Origin of the sequence: Streptomyces sp. NBC_01429, assembly GCF_036231945.1 — a bacterium.
Taxonomy (GTDB): domain Bacteria; phylum Actinomycetota; class Actinomycetes; order Streptomycetales; family Streptomycetaceae; genus Streptomyces.
Genome location: NZ_CP109599.1, coordinates 1,509,564 through 1,528,122, shown reverse-complemented (window position 1 = coordinate 1,528,122; position 18,559 = coordinate 1,509,564). Strand labels below are relative to the sequence as shown.

The following is an 18,559-nucleotide window of genomic DNA, read 5'->3' as shown; positions in this document are numbered from 1 at the left end:
GCACCGCACCGCCTACGCCGGCCGCATCAGCACCGTCATGCTGCGGCCGATCATCGTGAGCCGCTCACCCCCGTCGACCTTCTCGCCCTGCCCCGGGACCACGCCCTCCGGCCGGGCCGTGTCCACCATCAGCTGCCACTGCTCCCCGTGGTTGACCGGCACCACGAACTCCAGCTCCTCGGCGCTCGCGTTGAACATCAGCAGGAACGAGTCGTCCGAGATCCGCTCGCCGCGCGGACCCGGCTCCGAGATGGCGTGACCGTTCAGGAAGACCGTCATGGCCTTGGCGTGCGCCGCCTGCCAGTCCTGCTGGGTCATCTCCTCGCCCTCCGGCGTGAACCACGAGATGTCCGACAGGTCGTCGTGCGTCCCCTCCACCGGCCGCCCGTGGAAGAAGCGCCTGCGCCGGAAGACCGGATGGTCGCGCCGGAGCCACACCATCGCCTGGGTGAAGGCCAGCATCCCGCCGTCGGTCTCGGCGCCCTTCTCCGGCCAGCGGACCCAGGAGACCTCGTTGTCCTGGCAGTACGCGTTGTTGTTGCCGCCCTGGGTGCGGGAGAACTCGTCCCCGTGGCTGAGCATCGGCACGCCCTGCGAGAGCATCAGCGTCGCGATGAAGTTCCGCATCTGGCGCTCGCGCAGCTCGACGATCCCGGGATCGTCGCTCTCGCCCTCGGCCCCGCAGTTCCAGGACCGGTTGTGGCTCTCGCCGTCCCGGTTGTTCTCGCCGTTGGCCTCGTTGTGCTTGTCGTTGTACGAGACGAGGTCGTGCAGGGTGAAGCCGTCGTGGCAGGTGGTGAAGTTGATGGAGGCCAGCGGCCGGCGCCCGTCGTCCTGGTACAGATCGGACGAACCGGTCAGCCGGGACGCGAACTCCGCGAGCGTCCTCGGCTCGCCGCGCCACAGGTCGCGCACCGTGTCGCGGTACTTGCCGTTCCACTCGGTCCACAGCGGTGGGAAGTTCCCCACCTGGTAGCCGCCCTCGCCCACGTCCCAGGGCTCGGCGATCAGCTTCACCTGGCTGACCACCGGGTCCTGCTGGACGAGGTCGAAGAAGGACGACAGCCGGTCCACCTCGTGGAACTGGCGGGCCAGCGTCGCCGCGAGGTCGAAGCGGAAGCCGTCGACGTGCATCTCGGTCACCCAGTACCGCAGCGAGTCCATGATCAGCTGGAGGACGTGCGGGCTGCGCATCAGCAGCGAGTTCCCGGTGCCCGTGGTGTCCGTGTAGTAGCGCTGGTTCTCGCCCAGCCGGTAGTACTGCGCGTTGTCCAGGCCCCGGAAGGAGAGCGTCGGGCCGAGGTGGTTGCCCTCGGCGGTGTGGTTGTAGACGACATCGAGGATGACCTCGATCCCGGCGCGGTGCAGCGCCCGGACGGCCTGCTTGAACTCCAGGACCTGTTCGCCCCGGTCGCCCCAGGAGGCGTAGGCGTTGTGCGGGGCGAAGAAGCCGATGGTGTTGTAGCCCCAGTAATTGGCGAGCCCGGCGTCCACCAGCCGGTGGTCGTTGACGAACTGGTGCACCGGCATCAGCTCCAGCGCCGTCACCCCCAGCTCCGTCAGGTGTTCGATCACCGCGGGATGGGCCAGTCCCGCGTAGGTGCCGCGCAGCTCCTCGGGCAGCTCCGGGTGGAGCATGGTCAGGCCCTTCACATGGGCCTCGTAGAGCACCGTGCGGTGGTAGTCCGTACGGGGCAGCCGGTCGTCGCCCCAGTCGAAGTACGGGTTCACGACGACCGAGGACATCATGTGGGGAGCCGAGTCCATGTCATTGCGCGACTCCGGCTTGCCGAAGTGGTAGCCGTACACCGACTCGCCCCACTCGATGCTGCCGCTGATCGCACGTGCGTACGGATCGAGAAGCAGTTTCGCGGAGTTGCAGCGGTGTCCGCGCTCCGGCTCGTAGGGCCCGTGGACCCGGAAGCCGTAGCGCTGCCCCGGCATGATGCCCGGCAGATAGGCGTGGCGTACGAAGGCGTCCGTCTCGCGCAGCTCCACCGCCGTTTCTGAACCGTCGTCGTGCAGAAGGCACAACTCGATTCGGTGGGCGGCCTCTGAGTAGACCGCGAAGTTGGTGCCGGCGCCGTCGTAGGTGGCGCCGAGGGGATACGTCTGTCCCGGCCAGACCTGCATAGATATGACTCTTCCACTTCTGATCCGGGTGCTGCGGGCTTCTTGAGCCAGATCTTCCCCGAAATCGGGGCAACCTCCTAGGACCCCGAGAAGTTCTCGGCGCTTCTCGCCGGGCGTCAACCCCGGGCGTCAACCGCGTGTGCCGCACTGCCGGGCGCAGTGCGGCCCGGCCGGGTTGACGGGCTCGGCGGCCTCTGGGGCGTCCTCTCGTCCCGTGCGCCCCGGCGCGGACCGGGCGCAATTCCTATGAATCAGCTCACTACGGCTCAACTCGACGCCAGGAACAAGCCTCATGATCAAGGGAGTTGAGAAAGGAGACGGTGCATCCTGCTGCACCGTCTCCGCTCGGCGGAGTACCCTTCCTTGATCGTTGAATAGGGAGAGAAGGCAGGTGCGCGGGTGAGCTCGGGAGGGCTGGAGCTGCCGCCCGGTGACGCAGGTCACGCGGGGGAGTCCGGCGACATCCCGCCCGGAGCGGTCTCCCTCGCACGGCCGATGGAGATCGGGGCGGAACTGGACTGGGGCGCGGACGCCTGGAGCGAGGTCCGTACGCGCGCCCAACGCGCCGGGCGGGCGTATATCTGGCTGAATCTGGTGGAGCAGCGGCTGCGCGCGGTCGTCGCCGCGGTCCTGCGGCCCATCTACGAGCCGGTGCACGGCGAGGAGTGGGTGGTCGCCGCCGCCGGGCCCGCCGGACAGGAGTGGGTGCAGCGCGCCGTCGCCGTACGGGAGGTGTCGCGGCGCAAGGGCTATCTCCTCGACCCGGCCGACGACAACGTGCTGAGCTTCCTCACCCTCCCGCAGCTGCGGGAGCTGATGGTCCAGCACTGGCCCTGCTTCGAGCCCTACTTCGACGACCGCCGCGACGTGGAGCTGGCGCTCGACGAGCTGGAGGTCGCGCGGAACGTCGTCTCCCGCAACCGGGCGCTCTCCGAGACGGTCCTCGCCCAGGCGGAGCGGGCCTCGGCCCGGCTCCTGGAGATCCTGGGCGGCGGCGGGGTGCCGTCGTCGGCGCGGCTGCGGGTCGACGCGGTGGAGGACCTGGTCGGCGACCGGTACGCGGACGTCGTCTCCGTGCACTCCGACCGGGTCAGGCTGCAACGGCAGATCCCCGCCGAGGACCTCTTCGGCGGCGCCCGGCGTGTCGACGCCATCGGCATCGGGCTGAACCTCCTCGTGCAGAACTTCTCCGGGCGCCGGCTGATCCGCCTCGCCGAGTCCGGCTGCCGGATACGGCTGGTCTTCCTCAACCCGGCCAGCAGCGCGGTCAAGCGCCGCGAACGCGAACTGGGACTGCGCAAGGGCGAGCTGAGCCGCTCGGTGGAGATGAACATCCTCCATATGCGGCGGGTGCGCTCCAAACTGCGCGACCCGGGCGCCTTCGAGATCCATGTCTTCGACGAGACCCCGCGCTTCACCGCCTATCTGGTCGACGGCGACGGCCCGGACGGGCTGGCCGTCGTGCAGTCCTATCTGCGCCGGGCGCGCGGCATGGAGGCGCCGGTGCTGGTCCTGCGGGGCGGCGGGCGTGAGGTGGTGCGTTCCGGGCAGGACACCGAACACGGACTCTTCCAGACCTATCGCGAGGAGTTCGAGTCGGTCTGGACGGACTCCCGGCCGGTCTCCTGACCGGCCCCGGGTCGCCCGCCGGCCGCCGCGCCGGCCTCGTTGTCAGTGCCGCGTGGCAGGGTGAATGTCCAACGGGGGAAGCTCCACCGCGGCATGAGGGAGGGCCATGATGACCTGGCACGGTGAACCGCTGGTCGGTTTCGATCTGGAGACCACAGGGACCGACATCGAGTCCGACCGTATCGTCACGGCGGCGCTGGTGGCCGTGGAGGCGGACGGCCGGCTGCGGAGCGAGCGGACCTGGCTGCTCGATCCCGGGGTGCTGATCCCCGCGCAGGCGGCCGAGATCCACGGCATCTCCACGGAGCACGCCCGCAGGCACGGGAGGCCGGCCGCGCCCGCGGTCGAGGAGATCACCTCGGCGGTCGCCGAGGTGCTGCGCTCGGGCACCCCGCTCGTGGTGATGAACGCGCGCTACGACCTCTCGCTGCTGGACCGCGAGTGCCGGCGCTACGGGGTGGAGCCGCTGGCCGGGCGGCTGCGCGGCAAGCCCTCGCCCATCATCGACCCGCTGGTCCTGGACAAGCACGTCGACCGGTACCGCAAGGGCAGGCGCAATCTCCAGGCGCTCTGCGATCACTACGGCGTGACGTTCGACAACGCGCACGACGCCGTCGCCGACGCGGTGGCCGCGGCTCGCACGGCGCGGAGTCTGGGTGTGAAGCACGCGAGGATAGGCGCGGCGGCCGCGGCGGATCTGCACGAGCTTCAGGTGCGTGCGGCGGCCGAGCAGTCGGCGTCACTCCAGAGCTATCTCCGGCGCACGTCGAACCCCGAGGCGACCGTCGAGGCCGCCTGGCCCGTCGTGCCGTACAGCCACTGACGTCCGGACCCGCTGCCGTGCGGCGGTGGTGGCGACGCTTCGTCATGCTATGGCCGGTGATTCCGGGTCCTATGCGGTTTCTTCCGTAAAAGTGCCCATGAGCCCTCGGTTCTCTGTCACCGTGGCACGACCCAGGCAGGGCCGCCGCCGCTGTCCGCGCGACAGGAGACCGTCTCATGACCGCAGAGCTTCCGTACGCCGCACCCCGTACGCCCGAGGAGGAGTCCCGGGCCCGGGACCGGTACAGCGAGGGGTTGTTCAGCCACGCGATCGACGGTGAGCGGCAGCGGCTGGCGCTGCTGGAGTCGCTGCTCGACGGGCACACCCGGCGGCGGCTGACCGCGCTGGGGGCCGGGCCGGGGACCGATGTGCTGGAAGTGGGCGGCGGGGGCGGGTCGGTGGCGCGCTGGCTGGCCGGCCGGGGAGCGCGGGTGACGGTCACCGACCTGGACACCCGCTTCCTGGACGAGCTGGGGGAGCTGGGCGTGCGCGTGCTGCGGCACGACCTGTGCGCCGACGACTTCCCGCCGGAGTCGTTCGACCTGGTGCACACCCGGTACGTGGTGATCCACCAGGCGGCCCCGGACCGGGCGGTGGCCCGGCTGGTCCGCTGGCTGCGGCCCGGCGGGGTGCTGGTGCTGGAGGAGCCGGCGTCCTTCAGCGTGATGGAGTCGCCGCATCCGGCCTACCGGAAGGTGATGCGGGACTTCCGCGCCCATCTGGAACGGTCGATCGGCTCGGACACCGGCTGGGCCCGCACCCTGCCCGAGCCGCTGCGACGGGCCGGTCTGACCGGCGTCGGGCTGGACGCGCGGATCCAGGTGGTCCACGGCGGCGGCACGGAGGCCCTCTGGTGGCGGATGAACCTGGAGCGGTCCCGCGCGGCGATGGTGGCGCACGGGGAGGTGTGCCACGAGGACTTCGAGGCGGCCTACGAGGAGTTGGCGTCGCCGGGCTTCCACGACCTGGCCCTGACCGTCATGACGGCCTGGGGGCGGCGGGCGGGGTGAGGGCCTGGCCCGTCGCCGGCTCCGCCAGCAGATCGGCCGGGATGCCGCCCTTGCCGGGGGCGTAGTAGTTCTTGATCTCGGCCTCCCAGATGTCCACCCCGACCCGGTCGGCGTCGTCGGGCTCGAAGGCGTCGAAGAGGGCGTGGATGTTCGGCAGGCCGAAGCCGACGCCCCGCATCATGCCGATGAACACCGGGCGGGTGACGGTACCGCTGCCGTCCAGGTCGCCGAGGCGCGCGAAGCCGGCCGCGAACTCGCCGACCGCCTCGTCGAAGCGCTCGGGGCTCAGGACGCACGCCTGGTACTCCTCGTAGCTGATCCGGCCGTCCCGGTTGGCGTCGAGTTCGCTGAGCAGCGTGGTCCAGTAGCGGGTGAAGCCGGCCCGCATCGCCTGCTTCCGGGCCTCCTCGGCGCCGGGTACGGCCGCGGCGACCCGGCTGCTCATCAGATCGAAGTCGTCGGATTCCAGGAAGCCGTTGCCATCGGCGTCGAACAGGGTGAACACGAGCTTGACCCGGTTGACCGCTTCTGCGCGCATGGTCTCTCACCTCTTGTCAGGCCAGGGAGGGGCGTTGTGCCGTCACTATGCGGGCTGCGGAATTCGGGTTCGTGAGGAAGGCCGAGCTTTCATCAGAAAGAATGAAAAAGGCGGCACTCCGGCATGAACCGCCCACTCGTTGGCCGTGTTCGGGCGATGTACGCGTGGTTCAGAAGGGGTACCAGCGGACCTCGGGGTCGTCCTGGCGCAGCGAGGCGACCCGCCGCCGGAACTCGTCCAGCGCCTTCGGATTGGCCGGGGCGTGCTGGGCGACCCAGGCGCAGCTGGCCGTCTCCCGCGCGCCGCGCAGCACCGGACAGCCGGACCACTCGCGGACGTCCCAGCCGTAGACCTCGGTGAAGGACGCGTACGCCTCGGCGGGCAGACCGTACCGGTCCCGGGAGAGCGCCATGACCACCAGGTCGTGCTCGCGGAAGTCGGCGGAAAAGGTCTCCAGGTCCACCAGGACCGGTCCGTCCGGGCCGACATGGACGTTGCGCGGCAGCGCGTCGCCGTGGATCGGGCCGGTCGGCAGCCGGGGTACGAGGGTGGCCGCGGCCTCGGCGAAGCCGTCCCTGCGGCCCCGCAGGTAGTCGGCGTCGGCCGGGTCGATCGCGTCGCCCGCGATGCGCAGCCAGCGCTCGACGCCGCCCAGCAGCTCCCGGCGGGGGAGCGTGAAGGAGCCGGGCGCGGGCAGCGCGTGCACCAGCCGCAGCAGCGACGCCAGATCGGCGGGCCCGGCCGGCCGTACGGCGGGCGGCAGCCGGTGCCAGAGGGTCACCGGGTGCCCCCGCACCGAACGGGCCTCGGGCTCGGCGGCCCGTACGGCCGGAATGCCCGACTCCGCGAGCCAGGACGCGAGGGCGACCTCGCGCCGGGCCCGGTCGAGCAGCTCGGTGTGGGCCGTGGCGTCCCGGCCGACCTTGACGACCAGCCCGGCCGTCCCGAACACCGCGTTCTCGCCCAGGGCCAGCAGCTCCGCGTCGTGCGGCAGTCCGGCCCCGGCCAGGATCTCCCGCGCCCGCACCTCGTCCATCGATGGCTCACTCACGTCAGGTGGTTCCGATGGGCCAAAGTCTCGCATCCGGGCCGGGCGCGGTCCGCGTGGGGAGTGAGGGCCGGGGCGGCGGGGGCCCGGACGGGGGCCCGGGGGAGCCGGAGGCCCGGAAATCACATTGCACGAGACGTCTCGTCTCGCTTACGGTCGCGTCATGACCGCAACGAAGCGTTCCCATATCGCCATGTTCTCCATCGCCGCGCACGGCCATGTGAACCCGAGCCTCGAAGTCATCAGGGAGCTGGTGGCCCGTGGCCACCGCGTCAGCTACGCGATCCCCGCCGTCTTCGCCGAGAAGATCGCCGAGACCGGCGCCGAGCCGGTGATCTACTCCACCGTCCTGCCCTCGCCCGACGACGACCCCGAAGCCTGGGGGACGGAGCTGATCGACAACGTCGAGCCGTTCCTCACCGACGCGATGCGGGCGCTGCCGCAGCTCGCGGCGGCGTTCGAGGGCGACGAGCCCGATCTGGTCATCGGCGACACCACGTCCTTTCCGGCGCCGGTCCTCGCGCACCGCTGGGGGGTGCCGTTCTTCCAGGTCTCCACGCACATGGTCGGGTGGGAGGGGTACCGGGAGGAGGTGGCCGAGCCGATGCTCGCCGAGCTGGAGTCGTCCGAACGCGGCCGGGCCTACCGGGCGCGTTTCACCCGCTGGCTCCAGGACAACGACATGGGCCACACGGATCCCGACCTGCTGTCCGCCCGGCCGGACCGGTCCATCGTGCTGATCCCCAAGGTGCTCCAGTACAAGGCCGACCGGGTGGACACCTCCGTCTTCACCTTCGTCGGCGCCTGTCAGGGCGACCGCACCGCCCAGGGGCACTGGCAGCGGCCCGCCGGGGCCGAGAAGGTGCTGCTGGTCTCGCTCGGCTCGTCCTTCACCAAGCAGCCGGACTTCTACCGGGCCTGCGTCGAGGGCTTCGGGAATCTGCCGGGCTGGCACGTCGTGCTCCAGATCGGCGCACATGTGGAAGAGGCCGCGCTCGGTGACGTACCGCCCAACGTCGAGGTGCACCGCTGGGTGCCGCAGCTCTCCGTGCTCAAGCAGGCGGACGCGTTCATCACCCACGCGGGCGCGGGCGGCAGCCAGGAGGGGCTGGCGACGGCCACGCCCATGGTCGCCGTACCCCAGGCCGTCGACCAGTTCGGCAACGCCGACATGCTGGTCTCGCTCGGTGTCGCCCGCCGGATCGACACGGAGGCGGTCACGCCCGAGGCGCTGCGCGAGGCGGTGCTCGCCCTGGACTCCGACCCCGAAGTGGCGCGCAGGCTGGAGGAGATCGGCCGGGAGATGGCGGCCGAGGGAGGCACCCACCGGGCGGCGGACCTGATCGAGGCGGAGCTGCCGAGGGCATGACGGCTCCGGTGTCGGACCCCCGCCCTATCGTGGGGCCATGACCACGACGTACGCGGCGCTCCTGCGCGGGATCAATGTGAGCGGGCACAGACCGGTGCCGATGGCGGACCTCCGCGCGCTGCTGTCGGAGCTGGGGCACGGTGAGGTCCGTACCCACCTCCAGAGCGGCAATGCCGTCTTCAGCAGCTCGTCGGACGACGAGACCGCCCTCGCCGTCGCTCTGGAGCGCGCCGTCGAGGCGCGGTTCGGGTTCGGTGTCGACTGCCTCGTGCGGAACGCCGCGTATCTGCGGGCGGTGGCGGACGCCTGTCCCTTCCCCGCCGCCACGCTGGAGGGCAGGCAGCTCCACTGTACGTTTCTCTCCGGGGGCGTGGGCCCGGAGAGATTCGCGTCCATCGACCCGGCGGTGTATCTGCCCGAGGAGTTCCGGCTGGGCGACCGGGTGCTGTATCTGTACGCCCCCGACGGGCTCGGCCGCTCCAAGCTGGGCCAGGCCCTGTCGCGACCGGCCCTGTTCAAGGGGGTCACGGCCACCAGCCGCAACTGGAACACCGTCGTCAAGCTCGTGGAGATGACCGGCGACCGGTCCTGACTAGACCGGTGCGGGACCCGGACCCGGGCCCGCCGTCGCCGGGGCGACCCGTTCCGCCCGCGCCGTCCAGCGGCCGTCGGTGCGGGAGATCCGTACCGGATGGTCGAAGCACTTGCTGACCCGGTCCGTGGTGAGGACGTCGTCGGCCGGGCCCGAGCCCACGCACTGGCCCGCCCGCAGCAGCATCGCGTGGGTGGTGGAGGCGGGCAGCTCCTCCAGGTGGTGGGTGACCAGCACGGTCGCCAGCTCGGGGTGTTCCAGGCGCATCGTGTCCAGGCTGCTCAGCAGCTGCTCGCGGGCGGCGAGGTCGAGACCGGTGGCCGGCTCGTCGAGCAGCAGCAGCCGGGGCCGGGGCATCAGGGCGCGCGCGATGAGCGTACGGCCGCGCTCGCCCTGCGAGAGCGTCGGCCAGCGCGCCTCCTCCTTGCCCGCCATGCCCAGCATGGCCAGCAGCTCCTCGGCCCGCTCGCGCTCCCGCGCCGGCGGCGACCAACGCGGCAGCGGCTCGACGGAGTTCGTCAGCCCGGTCAGGACGACATCGCGGACCCGCAGCGGCGAACGCAGCGGATGGCGCGGATTGACATGGCCGAGCAGGGCGCGCAGTTCACGCAGATCGACCCGGCCGAGCGCCTCGCCCAGGATCTCCACCGTGCCGCGGGTGGGGTGCGTGACCGCGCCCACCATCCCGAGCAGGGTGCTCTTGCCCGCGCCGTTGGCACCGAGCAGCGCCCAGTGTTCCCCGGCCCGCACCGTCAGGGAGATCGAGTCCAGGAGCAGTTTTCCCTCGCGTACGAAATCGACCTCGTCCGCGCGCACCACCATGGTCATGAATCGGATCGTATCCCTTCGCGCCGACGGCCCCTCACCCGTCTCGCCCATCACTGTGAGGCAACGTTCGTCGCCGCGCGTCACGATGGGTGCAGAACGCCGCCCCTCTTTCCCGACGTGCGGCCTGCTGCCCGAGCACCGTACGGCGGAGATGCCCCGTCCCGGTCGCGGGCGTCCGAAAGGATCCCAGGAAATGAGCGAGATATCCGGCAGGCGCCGTCCGGTCCGCATGGCCGCCTGTGTCTTCAGTCTTGCCCTCGCCGCCGTCGGCACGGCCGGTACGGCCGGTCTCGCCGTCGCCGACGGCGCGGGCGCCGCGGGCAGCGGCCCCGACTTCGGCTTCGGTCCCGCGCCGACCGGCGACCGTACCGTCCAGCCGCTCAAGAACGCGTGCTCGTCGGGGCGGCCGCAGGCCCTGTGCCGCAACATCGGCGTCACCGACGGCTGGTACGAGGGCAGGACGGTCACGTTCCTGTACACCCAGAACTTCTACTGCGATCCGTCCGTCCCCTCCGGGGCGGCCAGCAAGTGCGAAGCCGGTACGAAGGCCAACCGCGTGCCGCCCGGGACCACTTCGGAGCGGTTCACCGACCCGCTCTACATCCCGGTCCCGCTGTTCTCGCCGGGCCCGGCCGCGCTCCAGTGCCCCGCGAACGAGCCGTGTGTGGACCACCCCACCAGCATCGACCTCTCGGCTCTCTCCGCCGCGCTCAAGACACCGGCCGCGAAGCTGAGGAACACCATGCTCCCGGGGCACGACCACATCATCGCCGACCGCAACAAGGACCGGCCCGAGTGGTGGCCCGTCAAGGTCGTCGCGGTCAGCGACCCCGACTCCTACGCCAAGATCCGGGCGGGCAAGGACCTCGCCACGGTGACCAAGCTGGCCGCCGACCCCCACTCGGGGGTCACCCGGCCCATCGACACCAATGTCTTCCTCTGGTTCCAGACCCTTCCCGGAACGAACCAGGACGGCGCGACCGACGACGGTGTCCCCGAGAACAGCGCCTCCGACGACGCTGCCGCCGAGAACAGCACCGCCGCCGAGAACAGCGCCTCCGACCACGCGGACGCGCCCAAGGCCGCCGACACCCCGCGGGCTTCCCGGGACGGCATGCCGAAGGGCGGGGTCGCCGCCGGGGCGGGCAGCACCCAGGGCCTTCAGCACCCCGTGCTGCTCGGCGCGGGCGGCACGCTGCTCGCCGGAGCCGCGGGCGCCCTGGTGCTCCGGCGCCGGCAGAACACCGCCCACCGGAACTGACGGCGACACGGGGAGACGACACGATGAAGCAGGGCCCGCACCGGGCCCGCCGGGACGGCCGCCGCACGCTCTGGACCGCGGTGGCCGCCCTGTGCGCGCTCGCCGGAAGCGTGGCGATCGGCGTGGCCGTCGCCGATCAGACGCCCCCGCCGCCCCGGGCCGCGGTCGCGGGGACCGTACCGCCCCGGACCCCGGCGGACCGTCCGGGACAGGCCGAGCCGCCGGGCATGCCCCGTTCCGTACCGGTCGAGGTCGCCATCCCCGAGGCGCGCCTCGCCGCGCGCCTCCAGCCGGTCCGCACGACCGGCCGGGGCGAGCTGCCGCTGCCCGCCGATCCCGCGCGGGCGAGCTGGCTCGCGTCGTCGGTCACCCCGGGGGAGCGCGGCACCGCCGTCCTCGCCGGACATGTCGACTCGGCCGACGGCCCCGCCGCGTTCTACGGACTCGGCGCCGTCACCCCCGGCATGGCGGTCACGGTCCGCCGCGCCGACGGCAGCACCGCCCGGTTCACCGTCGCCGCCGTCGCCGTCTACCCCAAGGACCGGTTCCCCGACAGCGTCTACGCCCCCACCGCCTCCGCCGGCCTGCGCATGATCACCTGCACCGGCTGGGACCGCGCGGCGCGGACCTACCGCGACAACGTCGTCGTCTACGCCACCGCCGCGACGGAGCGGCACCGGACACCGGAGAAGTGAATCCCCCGGATATTCCCGGGCTTTACGGAGAATCGATCCTGCGTCCGCGCGAATTTCGCGCGCGCCGATACCGCTCCACCTCGTCGGCTTATTGCGACTGATATGCAATAGGGTCGCGGTGGTATCGATCGGCCCAGTCGTCCGGCCCGTGTCGCGAGGGGTTTTCCGCGCCCCTGTGGTGCCCGTACCACCCGCTTCACCTGCGGTTGTTCGCGATCGCGCCGCGCGATGGCACGCCACGGCCGCGCCCTGTCGGCGTGTACCGCCCGCTCTTCGTGGTTCTCTGCGTTCTGCGCATCGATTTCCGGTGCGCGGTGACAGCCGACCTGCGAAGGTGCCCTGACCTTCGTGGAAGCCGCCCGGACACGTTTCGATGTCCTGCCCGCTGGGTCGATGCATCACACCTCCCCCATCTGAATTCCCTCGCGCCCGCGTGCGGCAGGACGGTACGCGGGCCGGGTGGCTTCGCAGCGAGAGGAACCCCATGAAGACTCCTTCGGCACGGCCTCGTACGCGCCGTGCTCTCGACCATTCCCTGCTGGTCCTGGGTGCGGGCGCGCTGGCCACCGGGCTCGGCGCGCTGACCCTGGCCCCGGGCGTCAGCGCCGCCTCCAGCCACCGCGAGGCTCCCCTGATCGCCGGGGACCCCCGGGCCGACAACACCGACGTGTACGCCTTCACCAGCCCGGACCGCTCCGACACGGTGACGCTCGTCGCCAACTGGATTCCCTTCGAGGAGCCCAACGGCGGCCCGAACTTCTACGCGTTCGCCGACGACGCCCGCTACCACATCAAGATCGACAACACCGGGGACGGGCGCCCGGACGTCACCTACACCTGGCGCTTCCGCAATATCGTCCGCGACGACGCGAACCAGTTCCTCTACAACACGGGCCCCGTCCGTACGCTCAACGACCCCAACCTCAACTTCCGGCAGGTGTACGACCTGACGGTGACCGACCACGGGCGCACCCGCACCCTGCTGCACGACGCGCCGGTCGCCCCCTCCCGGGTCGGCCCCGCCTCGATGCCGGACTACGCGTCCCTGCGCGACCAGGCCGTGCGTAACGCGCCCGGTGGCGCGAAGGCGTTCGCCGGCCAGGCCGACGACCCGTTCTTCGCCGATCTGCGCGTCTTCGACCTGCTCTACGGCGGCAACCTCAGCGAGGTCGGCCAGGACACCCTGGCCGGCTACAACGTGAACTCCGTCGCCCTCCAGATCCCCAAGAAGGACCTGGCCCTGCGCGGCAACCCGGGCCGCAACCCGGTCGTCGGCATCTGGTCCACCACCGAGCGCCGGGGCGTGAACGTCACCGACAGCCGCGCCAAGGACACCGACGGGGGCTGGCGGCAGGTCTCCCGGCTGGGCAACCCGCTGGTGAACGAGGTGGTCGTGCCGCTCAAGTACAAGGACGCCTTCAACTCGATCTCGCCGGACCAGGACCGCACGGTGCAGCCGGTCGTCGACAAGGTCTACGACCCGATCCTGCCCAAGCTGATCCAGAAGGTGTACGGGATCCCCGCGCCGAAGACGCCGCGCGACGATCTCGCGGAGATCTATCTGACCGGCATCTGCAAGGCGTGCGGGCCGATCCAGGCCGACCTGAACGCGCACAGCCTCAACAAGGACGCGAACCCGGGACAGTTGGTCCCGGCCGAGGAGCTGCGGCTCAACATGGCCGTCGCACCCACGGCGAAGCCGCAGCGGCTCGGCGTGCTCGCCGGCGACCTGGCCGGCTTCCCCAACGGCCGCCGGCTGACGGACGACGTCATCGACATCTCCCTCCAGGCGGTCGAGGGCGCTGCGCAGACCGGCAAGCTCGTCCCGGCGCTGGCGGCCGGTGACAAGGTCAACGCCAACGACCTTCCGTTCGGGGCCCGGTTCCCGTACCTGGCGCTGCCGCACACCAAGGCCGTGAACTCGCCGAGCACCGGGGCGAAGCGGTCCTCCGTGCTGCACCCGGACAACGCCGTCGCGATCGGTGGCCTGGGCGCGCTGCTGCTGGGCACCGGCGGGTTCCGCGTCTGGCGCCGCCGGGCCGCCAAGGTCTGACACGGCGGAACGACAGGCCGGGCTGGGCCCTTCTCCCGGGGCCCCGCCCGGCCCACCCCATCCGTGCGGCCGGAGAAGCCGCGTACCGCACCCGCAGCCCGTAGCCCGCACGCAGCCGCAAGCCGAGGAGGACCGTGCCTCAGCCGCATCCCCACTCCCACTCCCACTCCCACTCCCCGTCCCAGGTCCCTCCTCATCCCCCTTCCCCTTCGCCGGTATCGCCTCCGCCGCCCGGTGAGCGGGGCGTCGGCCGGGGCCGCGGACGGCTGCGCGGTACGGCGGTGACCCTGGCCCTCGGCGCGACGCTCTTCGCCGCCGGCGCGGTCGGGCTGACCCCGGCGGGCTCCGGTACCGGTGCCGACGGCGGCCCGGCGGACACGGTGACGGCCGGAGCGCGGAGCGGGTCGCCGGAGGCGATGCGCGAGCGGCTGCGTCGGCTGCCCGAAGACGCCCCCGGCTGGGCCTCGTTGGGCATGGCCTACGTACAACAGGCGCGCACCACGGCCGATCCCGCCACTTACGTGAAGGCGGAATCGGCGCTGCGGACCTCTCTGAAGGTCCAGCCCGCGGACAACTACGCCGCCCAGACGGGCCTCGGCGCCCTGGCCGCAGCCCGGCACGACTTCGCCGGGGCCCTGGACTGGGGCCGCAGGGCCGTCACCACCAACCCTTCGGGATCCGCGGCGTACGGTGTGCTCGCCGACGCGCACACCCAACTCGGCCGGTACGAAGCCTCGTACCGGGACGTCCAGCGCATGACCGACCTGCGTCCCGACACCTCCTCGCTGGCCCGCGCCTCGTACACCTGGGAGCTGCGCGGCGATGTCCCGCGCGCGAGAGCGCTGATGAAACGCGCGCTGGACGACGCGTCGACGCCGGGGGACAAGGCGTTCACCCGTGCCCATCTCGCCACCCTGGCCCAGGAGTCGGGCGATCCGCGCACCGCGCTGCGCGAGGCGGGGCAGGGGCTGCGGACCGCTCCGCGCGACCCGCAGCTGCTGGAGGCGCGCGCCCGTGCCCACGGGGCGCTCGGTGACAGCGGCCGGGCCGTCGCGGACTACACGGCGGCGGTCGCCGTCACCCCGCTGCCGCAGTACGTCCTGGGTCTCGGCGAACTCCAGCAGTCGCTGGGGCGGGCGGACCTGGCCGAGGAACAGTACGAAGTCCTGCGCGCCCAGGACCGGTTGCGCGCGGCGGCGAAGGCCGTGCCCGATGTGGACGCCATCCTCTTCGAGGCCGACCACGGCGACCCGCGACGCGCCGTCCGCCTGGGCCGCGCCGCCGTCGCGAACCGGCCCTTCATCGCCGTACAGGACGCGTACGCCTGGGCGTTGCACCGCGCGGGACAGGACGCGCGGGCGCTGCCGTACGCCGACCGGGCGCTGGCGCTCGGCACACGCGGCGCGCTCTCCCACTATCACCGGGCGATGATCGAACGAGCCCTCGGCGACCCGGCGGCGGCCCGCCGGGACCTGGAGACGGCCCTCGCCATCGATCCGCACTTCCACCCCCTGCACGCATCCGCCGCGCGGTCCGCGCTCCAGCGAATCGACACCGACACATGAACCTCCGCCCCCTCTTCCGCGCCGTCGCGGTGTGCGGCCTCACGGCGATCGCCGCCACCGCCTCCGCCGTCGCCGCGCCGACGGCCTCGGCCCACCCCCTGGGCAACTTCACCGTCAACTTCCACACCGGACTGACGTTGCGTCAAGACGGTGTCGACGCCACCCTCGTCGTCGACCGCGCCGAGATCGCCGCCGCGCAGGAGCGGGTACGCGTCGACCGTGACGCCGACGGGACGGTCGACGCGGCCGAGGCCCGTACCCACGCCGGCGAGGAGTGCGCCACGGCGGCGGGGCTGCTACGGGTGGAGGTGGCGGGCCGGCGGCTGGAGTGGACCGCGACGAGCAGCGCGTTCACCTACCACCCGGGCGAGGCCGGGCTCACCACGAGCCGGCTGACCTGCGGCCTCACCTCGGCGGCTGACCTGCGCCGCCCGTCACGCATCACCGTGCGCACCGGATACGACAGCCGCCGTATCGGCTGGCAGGAGATCACCGCACGCGGCGAAGGGGTCACCCTCACCGACTCCGACGTACCCGCCCGTTCGGCCACCGACGCACTGCGCCACTACCCCACGGACCCGCTGGCCGACCCCCTCGACCAGCGCTCCGCCGCGGTGCGCACCGCGCCCGGCGGGGGCGCCGGGGCCCCGGAGGCGTCGGCCGCCCTGCCGGGCACCGGGCCGTTCGCCACCGTCCTGGACCGGGTCTCGGGGGTCTTCGACTCATTGGTCGGCAGCCGTGAACTGACCGTCCCCGTAGGGCTGCTGGCGCTGCTCCTCGCCGTCGTCCTCGGTGCCTCGCACGCCGTGCTGCCCGGCCACGGGAAGACCATCATGGCGGCGTACCTCGCCGGCCGGCGAGGCACGCCCAGGGACGCGGTCACCGTCGGCGCCACGGTCACGCTCACGCACACCGCCGGGGTGCTGGTCCTGGGGCTCCTGCTGCCGGTCGCGACCACGCTCGCGGGCGAGACGGTGCTGACCTGGCTGGGGCTGGCCAGTGGGCTGCTGGTGACCGGCATCGGACTGTGGCTGCTGTACGGGGCGGTACGCAACCGGCCCACGCACGGCCACAGCCATGGTCACGGTCACGGACACGGACATGGGCATGATCACGACCATGCTCACGGACACGACCACGGGCACGACCACGGGCACGACCACGGGCACGACCACGGGCACGACCACGGGCACGACCACGGGCACGACCACGGGCACGACCACGGGCACGACCACGGGCACGACCACCACCCTCACGCCCCCCGCCCCCGGAGCGAGCCGAGGAACCTGCTGCCCGGCCGCCGCCGGCCCGGCGCCGCCACCGTGCCCGCGGCGGACGGCTCGGCCCTCGCCGTCCTCACGGACGAGCACACCCACGCGCCCCGTGCCCACGCGCCCCACTCCCACACCCACGCACCCCACACCCACGCACCCCACACCCACCACAAGGCCCCCGGCGTGACCCGGGGCGGGCTGATCGGCATGGGCATCGCGGGCGGGCTCGTGCCCAGCCCCTCCGCCCTCGTCGTCCTGCTGGGAGCCGTCGCCCTCGGCAGGACCGCCTTCGGCGTGCTGCTGGTCGTCGGGTACGGACTGGGCATGGCCGCCACCCTCACCCTCGCCGGGCTCCTCCTCGTCCGGCTGCGCGACCGCCTCGACCGCACCGCACGCGCCGCCACCACCGGATCCCGCTGGGCCGGGCTGCGCCGGTGGGCCAGGATCGGGCCGGTCATCACCTCCACGCTCGTCCTGCTCGTCGGCGTCGGACTGACCCTGCGGGCCGCCGCGGGCCCCTGGTAGGAAGCCCGGAGCCTTCCCCCGAGGGGGCGGGGGGGGAGGGGCTTGATCCGTTCCAGCGGACGAAGGAGACTGGAACGGTCGCCACGCCACCCAGCCGCGCCACTGCCCCGCGGCCCCATCCGAGCGGAGTCAGGATGCGCCACGTCATCATCGGGGCCGGAGCGGTCGGCGGCGCCATCGGCGGACGGCTCGCGGAGGCGGGGCAGGACGTGGTGCTCGTCGCGCGCGGCGCGCACTACGAGGCGCTGCGCGAGCACGGCCTCACACTCACCACCCCCGACGGCACCCGCGTCCACCGGGTGCCGGTGGTCGACCGGCCCGAAGCGCTCGAACTGCGCCCGGACGACGTCCTGTTGCTCGCGGTGAAGATCCAGGACAGCGTGGCGGCGCTGGACGCGTGGTCGGCGCGGCCGGTGGCGGGCGCCGGTCCTGCGGGCGCCACGGCCGGGGAGGTGCTGCCGCTGGTCTGCGCGCAGAACGGGGTCGAGGGCGAGCGGCTCGCGCTGCGGCGCTTCCGCCGGGTCTACGGCATGTGCGTCTGGCTGCCCGCGACCCATGTCGAGCCGGGCGAGGTCGTGGCGCAGTGCGCCCCGTACACCGGCATGCTCCACCTCGGCCGCTACCCCTCGGGCGACGACGGGACGGCGCGGGCCCTCGCCGCGAGCCTGGAGAAGGCCCGGCTGCTCGCCCCGCTCGCCCCGGACGTGATGCGCTGGAAGTACGCCAAGCTGCTGTCCAACCTCGTCAACGCGATCGAGGCCGTCACCGGCCTGCTCGGCGAGGATTCCCGCGACCTCGTCGACCGCGTGTACGCGGAGGGTACCGCCGTGCTCGACGCCGCCGGGATCGCCTTCGCGAGCCGGGAGGAGCAGGCCGCGGCCCGGGGCGACCTGGTCTCCTTCGCGCCCACCGCCGGTGGGCCGCGCGGCGGCGGCTCGTCCTGGCAGAGCCTCAGCCGGGGTACGGGCACGATCGAGGCGGACTATCTGAACGGCGAGATCGCCCTGCTCGGCCGCCTCCACGGTGTCCCGACCCCGGTCAACGACACCCTCCAGCGCATCGCCGACGCCTTCGCCCGGGAGCGCCGCGCCGCCGGTTCCCTGACCGTCGCCGAACTGACCGCCCTCATCGACGCCGTCTAGGGCGGCAGGAGCCCCGGACACGCCCTGGAACGTCCGGCCCGCCACCGCTCCTTGGGGTGAAGCTCCCCCCCACG

The 18,559-nt window shown here is 72.4% G+C and carries 15 protein-coding genes; 11 read left to right on the top strand and 4 right to left on the bottom strand.

Translation table 11 applies throughout. The features are described from left to right. Positions 1-12 precede the first annotated feature (12 nt). Positions 13-2,133 carry a glycogen debranching protein GlgX gene (gene glgX, locus OG627_RS06320; RefSeq protein WP_329062275.1) on the bottom strand — a complete coding sequence of 707 codons (2,121 nt, stop codon included), beginning with the start codon at positions 2,131-2,133 and terminating at the stop codon, positions 13-15. Between the two features lie 399 nt (positions 2,134-2,532). Here glgX and OG627_RS06315 point away from each other — a divergent pair, with 399 nt between their 5' ends. The 3 genes from OG627_RS06315 (at position 2,533) to OG627_RS06305 (ending at position 5,595) form a co-directional block, all read left to right on the top strand. Then, positions 2,533-3,762 (top strand): SAV2148 family HEPN domain-containing protein, encoded by a 1,230-nt coding sequence (locus OG627_RS06315; protein WP_329062274.1) that lies wholly within the window; start codon positions 2,533-2,535, stop codon positions 3,760-3,762. Between the two features lie 109 nt (positions 3,763-3,871). Further along, entirely contained in the window at positions 3,872-4,585 is a 714-nt protein-coding gene (locus OG627_RS06310) for a 3'-5' exonuclease (protein ID WP_329072416.1), read from the top strand. Between the two features lie 176 nt (positions 4,586-4,761). Next, the gene (locus OG627_RS06305; RefSeq protein ID WP_329062272.1) at positions 4,762-5,595 is read left to right on the top strand and encodes a methyltransferase domain-containing protein; all 834 of its coding nucleotides are present in this window, start codon (positions 4,762-4,764) and stop codon (positions 5,593-5,595) included. Here the strand turns inward: OG627_RS06305 and OG627_RS06300 are convergent. Both OG627_RS06300 and OG627_RS06295 read right to left on the bottom strand, forming a co-directional pair. After that, the gene (locus OG627_RS06300) at positions 5,564-6,133 is read right to left on the bottom strand and encodes an EF-hand domain-containing protein (RefSeq protein ID WP_329062269.1); all 570 of its coding nucleotides are present in this window, start codon (positions 6,131-6,133) and stop codon (positions 5,564-5,566) included. The two genes, OG627_RS06305 and OG627_RS06300, sit on opposite strands and share 32 nt — an antisense overlap. 169 nt (positions 6,134-6,302) lie before the next feature. After that, positions 6,303-7,169, bottom strand: a complete 867-nt coding sequence (locus tag OG627_RS06295; RefSeq protein WP_329072414.1) for a phosphotransferase enzyme family protein — start codon at positions 7,167-7,169, stop codon at positions 6,303-6,305. A gap of 175 nt (positions 7,170-7,344) precedes the next feature. Between OG627_RS06295 and mgt the strand changes: the two genes are divergently transcribed. Beyond that, positions 7,345-8,550 carry a macrolide-inactivating glycosyltransferase gene (gene mgt, locus OG627_RS06290; RefSeq protein WP_329062267.1) on the top strand — a complete coding sequence of 402 codons (1,206 nt, stop codon included), beginning with the start codon at positions 7,345-7,347 and terminating at the stop codon, positions 8,548-8,550. A 37-nt stretch (positions 8,551-8,587) separates the two neighbouring features. Then, complete coding sequence (locus OG627_RS06285) at positions 8,588-9,142, top strand: DUF1697 domain-containing protein (protein WP_329062265.1); 555 nt, start codon at positions 8,588-8,590, stop codon at positions 9,140-9,142. On the opposite strand, the gene OG627_RS06280 is transcribed toward OG627_RS06285, so the two are convergent. Then, entirely contained in the window at positions 9,143-9,970 is an 828-nt protein-coding gene (locus tag OG627_RS06280) for an ABC transporter ATP-binding protein (RefSeq protein ID WP_329062263.1), read from the bottom strand. Positions 9,971-10,163: 193 nt separating this feature from the next. On the opposite strand from OG627_RS06280, the gene OG627_RS06275 reads away from it, so the two are divergent. The 6 genes from OG627_RS06275 to OG627_RS06250 all read left to right on the top strand — a co-directional run bounded on the left by OG627_RS06275 (position 10,164) and on the right by OG627_RS06250 (position 18,485). Next, on the top strand, positions 10,164-11,231 hold the full coding sequence (locus OG627_RS06275; RefSeq protein WP_329062261.1) for a hypothetical protein: 1,068 nt from the start codon (positions 10,164-10,166) through the stop codon (positions 11,229-11,231). 23 nt (positions 11,232-11,254) lie between these two features. Beyond that, on the top strand, positions 11,255-11,926 hold the full coding sequence (locus OG627_RS06270; RefSeq protein WP_329062260.1) for a sortase domain-containing protein: 672 nt from the start codon (positions 11,255-11,257) through the stop codon (positions 11,924-11,926). Between the two features lie 484 nt (positions 11,927-12,410). After that, positions 12,411-13,979 carry a DUF4331 domain-containing protein gene (locus tag OG627_RS06265; RefSeq protein ID WP_329062258.1) on the top strand — a complete coding sequence of 523 codons (1,569 nt, stop codon included), beginning with the start codon at positions 12,411-12,413 and terminating at the stop codon, positions 13,977-13,979. A 281-nt stretch (positions 13,980-14,260) separates the two neighbouring features. After that, a complete protein-coding gene (locus tag OG627_RS06260) occupies positions 14,261-15,544 on the top strand; it encodes a tetratricopeptide repeat protein (protein ID WP_329062254.1) in 1,284 nt (427 codons plus the stop codon). Continuing rightward, complete coding sequence (locus tag OG627_RS06255) at positions 15,541-17,343, top strand: HoxN/HupN/NixA family nickel/cobalt transporter (RefSeq protein ID WP_329062252.1); 1,803 nt, start codon at positions 15,541-15,543, stop codon at positions 17,341-17,343. Before OG627_RS06260 ends, OG627_RS06255 begins: the two co-directional genes overlap by 4 nt. Positions 17,344-17,477: 134 nt before the next feature. Then, positions 17,478-18,485 (top strand): ketopantoate reductase family protein, encoded by a 1,008-nt coding sequence (locus OG627_RS06250; protein ID WP_329062250.1) that lies wholly within the window; start codon positions 17,478-17,480, stop codon positions 18,483-18,485. Positions 18,486-18,559: the final 74 nt, after the last annotated feature.